At 68.9% G+C, this 12300-nt stretch carries 14 protein-coding genes; 8 read left to right on the top strand and 6 right to left on the bottom strand.

Translation table 11 applies throughout. The features are described 5' to 3' along the window. Window positions 1-154 precede the first annotated feature (154 nt). The 3 genes from ACFW2Y_RS04915 to ACFW2Y_RS04925 all read left to right on the top strand — a co-directional run bounded on the left by ACFW2Y_RS04915 (window position 155) and on the right by ACFW2Y_RS04925 (window position 2714). Window positions 155-769: a carboxymuconolactone decarboxylase family protein gene (locus tag ACFW2Y_RS04915; protein ID WP_384873631.1), complete on the top strand. Its 615-nt coding sequence runs from the start codon at window positions 155-157 to the stop codon at window positions 767-769. Continuing rightward, on the top strand, window positions 769-1644 hold the full coding sequence (locus ACFW2Y_RS04920) for an SDR family NAD(P)-dependent oxidoreductase (protein WP_384873633.1): 876 nt from the start codon (window positions 769-771) through the stop codon (window positions 1642-1644). Before ACFW2Y_RS04915 ends, ACFW2Y_RS04920 begins: the two co-directional genes overlap by 1 nt. Window positions 1645-1976: 332 nt before the next feature. After that, the gene (locus ACFW2Y_RS04925; protein WP_384873635.1) at window positions 1977-2714 is read left to right on the top strand and encodes a helix-turn-helix transcriptional regulator; all 738 of its coding nucleotides are present in this window, start codon (window positions 1977-1979) and stop codon (window positions 2712-2714) included. Window positions 2715-2772: 58 nt separating this feature from the next. Here ACFW2Y_RS04925 and ACFW2Y_RS04930 read toward each other — a convergent pair whose 3' ends face one another. After that, window positions 2773-3417: a TetR/AcrR family transcriptional regulator gene (locus ACFW2Y_RS04930; protein WP_384873638.1), complete on the bottom strand. Its 645-nt coding sequence runs from the start codon at window positions 3415-3417 to the stop codon at window positions 2773-2775. 135 nt (window positions 3418-3552) lie between these two features. Here ACFW2Y_RS04930 and ACFW2Y_RS04935 point away from each other — a divergent pair, with 135 nt between their 5' ends. After that, window positions 3553-4851, top strand: a complete 1299-nt coding sequence (locus tag ACFW2Y_RS04935; RefSeq protein WP_384873640.1) for a carotenoid oxygenase family protein — start codon at window positions 3553-3555, stop codon at window positions 4849-4851. 16 nt (window positions 4852-4867) lie between these two features. Here ACFW2Y_RS04935 and ACFW2Y_RS04940 read toward each other — a convergent pair whose 3' ends face one another. Continuing rightward, on the bottom strand, window positions 4868-5467 hold the full coding sequence (locus ACFW2Y_RS04940; RefSeq protein WP_384873642.1) for a helix-turn-helix domain-containing protein: 600 nt from the start codon (window positions 5465-5467) through the stop codon (window positions 4868-4870). 5 nt (window positions 5468-5472) lie between these two features. Beyond that, the gene (locus tag ACFW2Y_RS04945; protein ID WP_384873644.1) at window positions 5473-6222 is read right to left on the bottom strand and encodes an SDR family oxidoreductase; all 750 of its coding nucleotides are present in this window, start codon (window positions 6220-6222) and stop codon (window positions 5473-5475) included. A 278-nt stretch (window positions 6223-6500) separates the two neighbouring features. On the opposite strand from ACFW2Y_RS04945, the gene ACFW2Y_RS04950 reads away from it, so the two are divergent. From ACFW2Y_RS04950 to ACFW2Y_RS04965, 4 genes are read left to right on the top strand one after another with little or no spacing between them, the layout of a single operon-like run. After that, window positions 6501-7097 carry a hypothetical protein gene (locus tag ACFW2Y_RS04950; RefSeq protein WP_384873646.1) on the top strand — a complete coding sequence of 199 codons (597 nt, stop codon included), beginning with the start codon at window positions 6501-6503 and terminating at the stop codon, window positions 7095-7097. Further along, window positions 7094-8143: an NAD-dependent epimerase/dehydratase family protein gene (locus ACFW2Y_RS04955; RefSeq protein ID WP_384873649.1), complete on the top strand. Its 1050-nt coding sequence runs from the start codon at window positions 7094-7096 to the stop codon at window positions 8141-8143. The genes ACFW2Y_RS04950 and ACFW2Y_RS04955 overlap by 4 nt, the downstream gene beginning before the upstream one ends. Beyond that, a complete protein-coding gene (locus tag ACFW2Y_RS04960) occupies window positions 8140-8835 on the top strand; it encodes a maleylpyruvate isomerase family mycothiol-dependent enzyme (RefSeq protein WP_384873651.1) in 696 nt (231 codons plus the stop codon). The genes ACFW2Y_RS04955 and ACFW2Y_RS04960 overlap by 4 nt, the downstream gene beginning before the upstream one ends. A 10-nt stretch (window positions 8836-8845) precedes the next feature. Continuing rightward, window positions 8846-9472, top strand: coding sequence for a MerR family transcriptional regulator (locus tag ACFW2Y_RS04965; protein ID WP_384873654.1), 627 nt, complete (start codon window positions 8846-8848; stop codon window positions 9470-9472). A 131-nt stretch (window positions 9473-9603) separates the two neighbouring features. Here ACFW2Y_RS04965 and ACFW2Y_RS04970 read toward each other — a convergent pair whose 3' ends face one another. From ACFW2Y_RS04970 to ACFW2Y_RS04980, 3 genes are all read right to left on the bottom strand, one after another. Then, window positions 9604-9729 carry a hypothetical protein gene (locus ACFW2Y_RS04970; protein WP_384873656.1) on the bottom strand — a complete coding sequence of 42 codons (126 nt, stop codon included), beginning with the start codon at window positions 9727-9729 and terminating at the stop codon, window positions 9604-9606. 831 nt (window positions 9730-10560) lie between these two features. Further along, entirely contained in the window at window positions 10561-10926 is a 366-nt protein-coding gene (locus ACFW2Y_RS04975) for a hypothetical protein (protein ID WP_384873659.1), read from the bottom strand. A gap of 215 nt (window positions 10927-11141) precedes the next feature. Further along, a complete protein-coding gene (locus tag ACFW2Y_RS04980) occupies window positions 11142-12245 on the bottom strand; it encodes a hypothetical protein (RefSeq protein WP_384873661.1) in 1104 nt (367 codons plus the stop codon). Between the last annotated feature and the right edge of the window lie 55 nt (window positions 12246-12300).

Consider the following 12300-nt stretch of genomic DNA (forward strand, 5'->3'; position numbering starts at 1 on the left):
CGGCCCTGGAAAATTTCAGCCAATTCCCCATCGAAGCGACAGGGCAATTTCGAAGATATTCCACCCAAACCTCTCTGGGAGGATCGTCGACAGACTCGTCCGCGGCGCGTCGGAGTACAGGTCACATTCCTGATCAGAGGCAGGAGTCAGGCACATGGGTAATCAATCGGTACCGGGGGTCCGCGTACCCCTGGTCGATGAGGAAGAGGCATCTGGGGCGACTGCCGGTCTCTATGACCGGATCAAGAAGACGACGAACCTCCCGTTCGTTCCCGACATGTTTCGACTCGTCTCCACCAGACCGGACCTCCTCGAAGTCGTACTCGCCGGGTACACCGGAGTATTCAGCGACGGAGTCCTACCGCGCGCAACGCGCGAGATGATTTCCGCGTGGAGTTCGAAGATCAATGGATGCCCCTACTGCGTGGGCACCCACAACTGGTTCCTCACGCAGTTCGGCGGCAGCGCGGAACTCACCCAGGCGATCGCCTCCGCGAACGAGCCGGAAGAACTCCCCATCGACGCGCGCACCCTGGCGCTGATGCAATTGGTGACCCGGGTCAGTCGGGCGGCGTACAAGGTCACGGACGAGGAGTGGGACCGGGTCGCCGCGGCCGGGTGGAGCAACGAGGAGATGCTGGAAGCGGTCTTCACCGCAGCCCTGTTCGCCTTCATCAACCGGCTCGTCGACGGACTCGGACTCGGTTCCTCGGTGGCCCACAGCAGGATCTCCCAGCAGCCCGACGTCGACGTCGAAGGCGTCGCCTGATGGCTGCCCCCCGAGCCGTCCTGCTGACCGGCGCCTCCTCGGGCACCGGCCTGTCGTCCGGCACCGGTCGGGCCGCGGCCCTGCGCCTGCACCGCGCCGGCTGGCCGGTGTACGCGACCGCACGCAATGTCGACGCCCTTGCCGAGCTGGCCGCCGAGGGCATCCAAGTGCTACACCTCGACGTCACCGACGAACGGTCCATGGTCGATGCGGTGGAAAAGATCACCGCTGATCACGGCGGGGTCGGCACCCTGATCAACAACGCGGCCTACAGCCTCAACGGGACGATCGGCGAGACTCCGATCGAGGAGGTGCGGCGGCAGTTCGAGACCAACGTGTTCGGCCTGTCGAGACTGACCCAGCTGGTCCTCCCGGGCATGCGGGCACACGGACAGGGGCGGGTGGTGATCATGTCCTCGATCTTCGGGCAGTTCGCGACGCCCGGCCGCGGCTACTACCAGGCGACCAAGCACGCGCTGGAGGCCATCGGGGACTCGTTGCGACACGAGGTGGCCAAGTTCGGCATCAAGGTGGTGCTCATCGAACCGTCCCCCGTGCTCGGCGGCTTCGTCCCCACCACGGTCGCCGACCTCGGCATGACCCGACAGGAGGGTTCTGAGCTCTACGACGACTTCTGGGAGCACTTCGTCGACTGGCACGGCGCCTACCGGGAGACCGAGCACCCCACGGGACGGGGCCGGATGGCCGTGCGCGCCGAGACCGTGGCCAAAGTGATCGAAAAGGCGGTGACCAGCGACAATCCACGCATCCGCTACCGAATAGGGGTGCCCTCCCGACTGCTACCGCGGATGCGCTGGACCATCGGCGACCGCCTCTTCGAGAAGTTCGTGCGCTCCTTCTTCCCGATCCCGTAAGCGACGGAGCCCCTTGATCATTTTCCTCCCGATGGGGCGGGCCCGGCGGCTGCCCACCCCATCGGGGGAATCGATCTAGCAATCGAGAGCGCAGAACCTCCGCACTAGGCGCCATTGTAGGCGACTTTGCATACTGTTAGTATGCACCGGCACGGAGCAACCGTTCCGGTTGTTTGCTATGACGCCTGTTCCGGCATTAATGCCGGCCGTTCCGTGTGAGGGGTGAATAAAAGCGCGCCATTAATTCTCTGCAGTTCACGGGCTCCATCTGCTTCTTCGCTCGCGATTAGGGAGATGTTTTGCAAGCCGCTGTTGAACGTGTCATAAGGACCATGTGGGACCGCTATGGGGAACCGCTTTCGCTGGATGAAATGGCGAGCACCGCGATTCTCAGCAAGTTCTACTTCTCCAGGCTCTTCAGGGAACTCACCGGAACATCACCCGGCCGATTCCTATCGGCCATCAGGGTGCACAGCGCCAAGAGCCTCCTCCTCGAAACAGGGCTCAGCGTCACCGACATCTCCTACAAGGTGGGCTACAACAGCCTGGGGACGTTCACCAGTCGCTTCACCTGGAGCGTCGGCGTCTCCCCCACGCGCTACCGCACCCTCGCGCACGCGGGCGTCCCCATCCTGCCGAACGTCTTACCCGGGCCGCACGACGAGGGCTGCCCCACCCGCGTGCACGGTTCCGTTTCCGTCCCTCCCACCGAGGTGCCCACCCGGGTCTACGTCGCCGCCTTCAAGGACCCCATCGTGCAAGGGGCTCCAGCCGCCTGCGACATCCTCGACACGGACCGGGAGTACTCCCTCCACGGACTGCCCGACGGCGTGTGGTACCTGCGCGCGGCCGTCGTGGCCAAGTGGGGCGTCGATCCCCGCCCCTGGAACCGCCAGCCGCTGTTCATCGGCGCCGGCGACCCCGTGACCATCCGCTCGGGGCACCCGCTCCGGGTCGACCTGCGCACCCGGGAGTTCCGCTCCTTCGACCTGCCCATCCTCCTCGCCCTGCCCGAACTGGACAGCTGGCAGGCGCCCGAGTACGAGGCGGCAAGACCCAGCGCGGGCTGACACCCCGCCGCCAGAAAGAACCGGCTCGACCCGAGGGGTCGCGGACTTCCGCGACCCCTCAGTCGTTGTTCCTGGCCCCGGCGGCCTTCAAGGAGGCGACGGCCTCCTCCCGGTCCACGCCGACGCTCATGAGCAGTCCGAGGACCTGCGCCTCGAAGCACACGTCCGGCGCGTACGGCTCGACCAGATAGCCACCGAGTTCCAGCGTGACGAGTCCGTGCAACGCGATCCACATCTGGTGGGCCACCAGTTGTGGTTCACCGGGGGCGAAGCGACCCGCCTCCATGCAGCGCTCCACCGCACGCACCAGGAACCTGAGGGTGTACCGGCCGTGCTGGCGGTCCTCATCGGTGAGCGAGAAGCCGCCGAGGACGGCTCCCCCGAACATCACGCTGTAGAGGTGGCGGTGCTCCAGCGCGTTGCGCCGGTAGGCCCATCCGAGGGCCCCGATGTCCGCGACGGGGTCGTCGGACTCCCCGACCGAACCGAGCTGCAGGTCGAGCAGTCGGAAGCCGTCCCGGACCATGGCCCGGACCAGGTCGTCCTTGCCTCCGAACCACGTATAGACGGCCGTGGTGGAGGTGCCCACCTCTGCGGCCAATCGGCGCGTCGAGAGCGCGGCCGGCCCCTCCTCCGCAAGCAACCGAGCTGCGGCTTCGACGAGTTGGGCACCAACGACCGGATCTGCTTCACGTGGGCTCACCCTTGACATCATCGCATGCCGCTGCGAGCCTGCCGTAACGGCGTTACGTAACAGTGATTCAGAGGATGGGCAGCGATGCACACTCATCACGTACACAGCACGTCGCACCTTCTGAGCAGTGGTTATCAGCCGGTGATGGAGGAGAGCACCCTTCTCGACCTCCCCGCACACGGCCGGCTACCAGCAGAGCTGGACGGCACTTTCCTCCGCATCGGCCCCAACTCCCTGCACCGCCACGACCCGGCCCGTGACCACTCCTTCGCCGGCGACGCCATGGTGCACGGCCTTCGACTGCGGGGCGGCAGGGTCGAGTGGTACCGGAACCGCTGGCTGCGCACCGATCGGATCACCCGGGCCTTCGGTGAACTCTCCACGCCCGGACCGCGTCACGGCCTCTCGGACAACGCCAACGCGCACGTCGTGCGCCACGCCGGACGCACCCTGGCACTCGGTGACGGCGGAGTGCTGCCGGCTCAACTCGGGCCCGAGCTCGACACGGTCGCACGCATCGACTTCGAGGGCACCCTGCCCGCCGGCTTCGGCGCCCACCCCTTGGAGGATCCGCTCACACGGGAGCTGTACGCGGTGGCGTACGAGCCCGGACGGCCGGGGGTCGACTACCTGACGCTGGACGCCTCCGGGCGGGTGCGGCACCACGCGAACATCTCGGTGAAGGGCGCTCCGATGATGCACGCCTTCTCCTTGACGGACCGTCACGCAATTCTCTACGACCTTCCGGTCACCTTCAGCGCTGATGCAGCGGCGTCGGGGGCACGGGTCCCCTACGCCTGGGACGAGGGCCACGGCGCGCGCATCGGCATCCTGCCCCGCAACGGAGGAGACGCCGACGTCCTGTGGATGGAGGTCGCCCCCTGCTTCGTCTTCCACCCCGTCAACGCCTACGAGCGCGGCCATGAAGTCGTCGTCGACGTCATCCGGCACGAGCGCGCCTTCGACCACGACCCGCTGCACCCCAGCGAGTCCGTTCCCGTCCTGTGGCGTTGGACCGTGGACCGGCTCGCGGGCACCGTGACCGAATCACAGCTCTCGTCCCGCGTCGCGGAGTTCCCGCGCATCGACGAGCGGTACACGGGCTCCCCGTACCGTTACGCCTTCGCGGTGGGAATGCGTCCGGGCCACGGAGCGGCCCTCGCAGGCCCGTCGATACTGCGCCATGACCTCCTGACCGGCCGGATCGACTCTCATGACCTCGGTCACGGGCGGGAGTCAGGCGAAGCGGTGTTCGTCCCGCGCGATGCCACCGCACCCGAGGGGGACGGCTGGTTGCTCAGCCTCGTGCACGACCCGGCCCGTGACCGCGGCGAGCTGGTCGTACTGGACACGGCCGACTTCACCGGTCCGCCCGTCGCGGTCGTTCCCCTGCCCGTGCGGGTCCCGCACGGCTTCCACTCCCAGTGGGTCGCGAGCAGCTGACCGGACCCGCTCCCCCTCAAGCCGCTTCCGCTCCGCCGAAGGGCGCGAACAGCCGCTCCGATTCCGACGTGACCATCGCCAGGACCCGTTCCGGGTCAGTGGAGCGCGCCAGCAGCATTCCCGCCTCGCGCAGCGCGGCGAAGAGCATGTGACAGCGCACCGTCAGGGTCTCCGCGTCGAGCGCGCTCCCCATGACCGCGCTCATGCTCGACTGGAAGACCCTCAGGGTGTGCTCGCACTCGATCTTCCGGGCCGTCTCCCACCCCAGCACCGCACCCGCGTCCAGCAACGTGATCCGCTGGACTCTGCCGTCCATGCAGTGCTTCAGGAAGAGCCTGGCCCCGTTGCGCAGTGCCGTCTCCGCGTCGGGCGCCCGGGCCGCGGCCTGCTCCAGCTCCGCGGCCACCCGCTCCTGCTGCCGGACGAACACCTCTCGGAACAACTCGGCCTTGTTGCGGAAGTGGTGGTACACCGCCCCCTTGGTCATCCCCGCCGCAGCCACGACGGCGTCCAGCGACGTGCTCGCGTAGCCGTGCGTGCCGAACAACTCTTCTGCGGCGTCCAGCAGCAGACCCAGGGTCACGCTGGGCTGCTCGGTTCGCAGTTCGTTCGTCATCGCCGTCACAACTCCTTGAGGCCTTCTGGGGTCAGCAGGTAGGCGAGGTGGTTCAACTCCGGTTCTTCGACGAGCCCCAGGAGGGCATCACCCACCTGCTCCTCCGTCAGGGTCGGTCCCAGTGACTCCAGGAAGGCCGGGACGTCGGAGCCGCGTCGCGCGGCGTAGGCGGCCACCGCAGCCGCTCCCAGCCCGGTCGACGGGGTGAGCTTGGGCAGCACGGAAACGAAGCGCAGGCCCAGGTCCCGGCGTGCCGACTCGTCGGCGGCATAGGCGGAGAGGAACCTGATCGTCGCTTTGGCCCCCGCATAACCACCGCTGAGATGGGAGCCGTTGAGCGCCGCGCCGCTCGACACGGAAATCACCACGCTTCCCGGCACCAGTGGATGTCGGAGGGCCGCACCGACCCATTCGAAGGCCTGCCGCACATCGGTCTCCCAGGCTTCCCGGAACGTGTCCCACGTGTGCTCGTGCAGAGGGGCGAGGACCGGATTCGCTCCTGCGTTGAGGACCAGTGCGCGGGGTCGGAACTCGTCGATCAGGCGCACGGGCAGTGAGGGATCGGCCGCATCGGCGACCACGGGGACGAATCCGTCCCCCAACGACGCACGGAGTTCCGCGAGCGGGTCCGCACCACGGGCGACGCCGACGACGCGGAAGCCCGTCTCGACCAGCGCGGTCGCGACCCCTCTGCCGAATCCCCGGCTCGCGCCGGTGACGATCGCGGTGATCGGTTCGGTTCGTTCGGTGGGCATGTCGTCTCCTCCGGAGGCGTTCGGTCAGGACTCCCCCGTACAGACCGGAGTCGCAACCGAAAGGAATCGCAGGGCGGCAACGTGCGAGAAGTCACGGCCCCCCGCTGGGCTCCACGATGGCAGCGCCACCGCGAGGCACCAGCGGCACTCCATCCTCACGTGACCGAAGGACACCCATGCCCAGCGCAGGAGACAGAACCCGTTCGGGTGAAACCTCACCCCCAGGATTCGGGCATCCGTTCGGATTTTGGGGCGGCGCGGTCGCTTGCACCCTCGGAGTGCTGCTGTACCTGCTGGTGTACGTCCAGGCCGGGCACGTGGATCACCACATGAACGGCATGCCGATGGACCTCTCGATGACCATCGGCATGACGCTGATCGTCATCGGACTGCTCGCGGCACCGTACGACCTGGTGCCCCGCCGAGGAAGGGAGATCCGGCGCGAGGCCGCACGCATCCGGATCCGCGCACTCGACGACGCCCCCCTGCGGGGCCCGCACATCGCCCTGCTGACCGTGATGGCGATCACCGTGACCATCGACGCGACGAAGCCGACCGCCCTGGCCTTCGTGACACCCGGATTCGCACAGGAATACGGCCTGAAGTCACCCATGAAACGCGGCAGTTCCCTCCCCCTGTCCTGGCTTCCGCTGGCCGGCATCACGGGAACCGCGATCGGCTCCTTCGACCGGCATGACCGCGATCATCGGCGCGATGCCCCTGCTCCTGGCGGCTGCCCTCTTCCTCGGGGGCGGCCCGGAAAGGAAAGCCCGCGGCCCGGAGGGCATCGGCCGGGAACTGATGTCCAGCCGGTCGCGAGGGTCACTGCACGCTCTTCCAAGGAAAGGCAGGACCGAGCATGTTGGTGTCGGTGACGGGTGGAACCGGCTTCGTCGGCGCTCACTCGGTGGCGGCCCTCGTCCGGCGCGGCGCCCGGGTGCGCCTGCTCGTCCGCGACCCCGCACGGGTGGAGGCCTCGCTGGGGCCGCTCGGGGTGCGGTCGGAGGCCGTGGAGGTGGTGACGGGCGAGGTCACCGACGAAAGCGCCGTGAAGCAGGCCGTCGAAGGGGCGGACGCGGTGCTGCACGCAGCATCGGTGTACTCCTTCGACAGCAGGCGGCGCGCCGAGGTGCGGAAGACCAACGCGCGGGGCACCGAAGTGGTCCTCGGTGCGGCGGTGCGCGCCGGAGCGGACCCGGTCGTCCACGTCTCCACCGTGGGTGCGATGTGGCCCGCGGTCGCCGGCACGATCGACGGGGACTCGCCGGTCGGCAGCCCGCGCGAGGCGTACCTGGCGAGCAAGGCCGCTGCGGAGTCGATCGCCCGGCGCCATCAAGCGGCGGGCGCACCCGTGGTGATCAGCTATCCGCCGGCGCTGCTCGGTCCGCACGATCCGTATCTCGGCGATCAGAACGCACGACTGCGGGAAGAATTGAGGGGGTTGATGCCGCTCTGGCCCCTCGGGGGCTTTCCGCTCGGAGACGTCCGCGACACCGCCGAACTCCACGGCCGACTCGTCCTGCGGGAGGTGCCCGGTGGGAACCGGCACTTCGGTCCGAGTCGGTTCGTGACGACACGGGACTACCTCCGAGCGGTCCGTGCGGCCACCGGTCGTCGGCTTCCCGCCGCCTTCCTCCCGGCCCGCGCCGTACTTCCCTTCGGCCTGCTCGCGGACCTGTTGCAACGGGTGTGGCCCTGGCACGTTCCGGCGGAGTACGGGGCCGTCTACACCTGTGCACACGCGGTGCCCGTGGACGAGCGCGCCGCAACCGGCGGTGTCGTCGCCCGCCCCCTCGTCGAGACGGTCGCCGACACGGTCCGCTGGCTGCACGAGGCGGGACACCTCTCGAAGCGGCAGGCCGGTTCGGCCGTGGCACCGCACGCCCCCATCCGCCCCGAGCCCGAGGACACGCACGCATGACCGGACCACAGCGCCCCAAGGACTTCTACGGAACCGCGTACCGGGACGTCCGTGATGACATCGCCCGCCTCCTCCGAGACCGCCCCGATGCCGCGGAGCTAGCCGTGCCCGCGTGCCCCGCCTGGAACGTGCGCGACCTCGTCGGACACCTGCTCCAGGTCTGTCGGAGGGTCGTCGCCGAAGACCCCCGCGAGCTGCCCGATGTCCCACCGCCCGAGCAGCACCGACCGATCGATGAACTCCTTTCCGAATGGGCTTCGTTGGACGAGCCGGTGCGGGAGGCGCTGGAGCACGCCCCAGGGCTGCGGCCCCGCATTGCGCTCATGGACCTCGTCTCCCACCACCTCGACGTCCGCCGCGCGCTGGGCGTGCCGTTGGCCGGTGATCACTCCGCCTTCCGGGACGCCCTCGAACTGGTGACCCTGGGCTTCGGCCTGTCGCTGGTCGAGCACGGGCTGCCGGCGCTGCACGTCGAGACCCCGGACGGGTCCTGGACGATCGGTGAGGGCGAGGCCACGGCGACGATGGGCGGCGGAAGCCTGGACGTGTTCCGCTCGCTCACCGGCAGGCGGACACTCGTCCAGATCGGCGAACTGGCCTGGAGCGCACCCCCGGAGCCCTGGCGGCCGGCTTTCACCTGGGGCCCCTTCACTCCTCCCCCGCACCCCACCGAGAACCTGACGTCCGACTGATGGGGAACCCGTGCGCCTGTCCGAACTCCACCGTCGCAGCGGGGTCTCCACCGCATCGATCAAGTACTACCTGCGGGAAGGACTGCTACCGCCGGGCCGCACGACCGCAGCGAACCAGGCCCAGTACGACGAGTCGCACCTGCACCGCTTGAAACTCATCCGGGCCCTGATCGGCGTCAGGGGACTCTCGGTCAGCGACGCCAAGCAGGTCCTCGCCCTCCTGTCCTCCGACGAGGCCCGCTCCCCCGACCGACTCGGCGGGGTCCTCCGCCTGTTGCCCGGCACGGACCTCGCTCCGAACGGGCACGAGGATCCGCGGACGGACGCTTCCGAGACGAACGCGCTGATGGAGAAGCTGGGTTGGAGGGTGCCGGAGGGACACCCCGCACGACGGACCATCAGCCGCTCCCTGCACGCCCTGCGCTCGCTCGGCCTGGAGGTCGACTGGACGATGCTCCTTCCCTACGCGCGGATCGCCGAGCAGACCGCCACGCTGGACCTGGACCGTGCGAGGCCGTCGACGGACCCCGGCGAAAGGGCGGAACACGTCGTCCTCCTGGCCCTTCTCCTCGAACCCGCACTGCTCGCTCTGCGCCGATTGGCCCAGGAGTCCGAATCCACCGCCCGACACGAATGATGGGGCAAACGTCCAGGGCAAGCTGCAAGGAGCTCGGACCTTCGCACTTCTTCGAGCAGGACCGAAAGGTCTGGTGGAGCTCCGGTCGTGTGGGCCTCTTGCTGATTCGCTCCATGGCGCGTGTCGTCGCGTCAGTGCACGTCGAACTCGTAGCCGTGCCGCATGTCCACGGGGCAGCCGAACACCCGGAGGTCTCCCCATCTGCCCACGGTGATGCGCGTGGTGTGGTCGCTGGCCACGGTGAACAGCAGTCTCATGGGGGTGTCACACTTACGGCAGCGGAACTCCCACGGTTCGGTGAGGTGCCAGGTGGCCAGCCACCGAACTTGCATCCCGCCACCCGCGTGATGACGTCGCCCCCGTCCTCGTCGGAGGTTTCCTCCACCAGCCGTTCCACGTCATCCGCGACGTCGTCCGGCAGTCCCCCAGGATAGGGAAAATCGGTCAGCGGTACGGGGGTCAGCAGGCACGGCCGGGGCGAGAAGCCGTGGTCGTCGCCTTCCTGCCGCAGGGGCGCGGGGGCCGGAAAGGGTTCCTGTGGCAGGTCGGCTGCCCGCCGCCAGCGAATCTCCACGACCGGGCTTCCGTCCGCGTGCGGAGCCGGCGGGTCCCCGTGCGGGTTCGGGCGCCACAGCAGCTGGAACACATCGGCTCCCTGCGGCCACCAGTCTCCCGGCGCGTCCCGTCGCAAGACCTGCACCACCGGAACCATTGCCACTGGCGGCAGCCCGGACGGCTCCAGTTCGTCCGGCACGGAGCAGTGCGGCCACGGCTCATGTACCGGCCAGCGCATCGGCCCGGCAATGGAGCTGTCCTGGTGCCCTGGTTTCCCGGGCGTCGGATGGAGGACGACCGCGGGCCGGGCGTACGGCGCAAGAGCAGGGACTGCGGCGAGAACGGCCTCAGCGGACGGCCTGTTCGAGTACGGAAGCACGATCGAACGTTACGCGGGCCCCTAGAAGGCAACGACCGCATGATCAAGGCCCCCGCGGTCACGGGAGGGGCGCCGCACGCCGACCGCGCTCTCCGGACCGGCGGGGCGCCGAGAACGCAACCGATCCGTCCACCCGGCACGAGGGCCGGCCGGATCAGGCCCGGTCCGTCAACTCCTCCGCGAACACCTGGGACAGCGGCTGCGGTCCCACGTACTGCTGGCAATTGCACTGGCCGGCCTCGTACCGCAGCGGGTTCTTCTGTTCGTCCCAGGCCGTCGGAACTTCGACCCGCTCGTGGCACCGGCCCTGCTTGTCGTGCTTGGCAAGGTGATGCGTGCACCCGCAGATGGGCTCCGGCGGCCGGTGCGCCGCTTCTACGGCCAGACGCTCCTGCTTCGCGGCCTCCAACAGCTCCAGCTTGCGGTCGTGGCGGTTGCGCAGCGCCGTGCGTACGGTGTCGGCCGCCCAAGCGAAGCCACCCGTCCAGAAGATGATGAGGACCCACCAGAACCAGGCCATAAGAAACTCCTTCCCCCTTGGTCTGTCACCCATCAGGATAGGTCCGGTCCTCGCACATCAGACCTGGTGGGGCCCGAGGGGCACGCCCTCCCCGCCACGGCCCCGCTCCGCCCCTTCCTCCGCGCCCACCCGCGCCACGGCCGGCCCCGTGCGCGGCCGGGGGAAGCAGTCGCCCGCGCCGTCGATTCCGCTGTTGCCCACACCGGAACGGACCCTCACGACCGCGTGGCCACCCCACACCCGCCGTCCGCGGAGGCCATGCGCTCGTCGAAGGACCTGCTGCGGTCATAGGGGTCGACCGGTGGGGCGCCTCCGGTGGAGGGCCGTTCGTTGCCGAACGTCGGCGTCAGGAAACCGTTGTGGGTGTCGCAGCCACCGTTCGTCATGTCGAGCTTGTAGGACACGAGGGAAAAGGTTCCCGACTCGGTGATGACGTCGGCCGGGTCGTCCCAGCTCATCACCACTTCGCGCCGAACGATCGTGCGTACGACCTGGTCACCGCCCTCCGCGGGCGTCACCGGATACACGAACGTGACGTCGCCGGTCACGTGGACCGCACCCCGCTCGCCTTCCCGATAGGTCAACTGCCCCCGGGTCTTCACCACGTCCCCGACGAGGTGCACCTGCGAGCTCTGGAAGCGGCTGAACAGCAGCAGCGGGTCGTTCTTCTCGTCGGGCGTCCGGAACGCGACCCGCAGGAAGTCCTGGACGTCCCGTTGGTGCGGGTTGATCAACGTGATCGCCTTCTCCGGGCGCGAGCCCGTCAGCACCGCGGGGTCCAGGTTGGACGCGACGAGGAAGTCCCGGCTCCGTTCGAGGGCCTGGGCCACCTGGGGCGCGCTCATCCACCCGGTCGCCCTGGCCTCCGGCACGGTGATCCCTGCCGCACCGCTCGCCCAACGCGCCGCGGGCGACCCCTTGAAGGGTTCGGCGAGGGTGGGTCGTTCGGCCGGCTCCATTGGAGGTGCTTCCCCCGGGTCCCCCGTCTCGGGAGCCAATGGCCGGCTCTCCTGGCTCTCCTGGCTTCCGCTACCGAACCAGCCGGCGACCCGCTCCGGTGCCACGGCGACGACCAGCAGGGCCACCGACGCCACGAAGCCGGCCACGTACCAGCCCTTGCGCCGTCGGGGCGCGGGCGGGGTGTACGTACGCCATCCATCGGGCTGGCCGAGCCCCTCCCCCGGTCGGCTCCCGACGCTGCGGGCCTGCGCGGACGGCTCCCTCGGCGCGTTCGCCGATCCCTCCATCGACTCGCGCAGGAAACGCTCCCACTCCTCGTCCGACAGGGACGCCCCGTCCCGGTCCCCACCCACGGCCATGCCAAGCTCCCGTCTTCCCCGCGCGAAGCCCCCACAGGATCGCGACCATATGATC

The sequence above is a fragment of the Streptomyces sp. NPDC058877 genome (assembly GCF_042742855.1).
GTDB lineage: Bacteria > Actinomycetota > Actinomycetes > Streptomycetales > Streptomycetaceae > Streptomyces.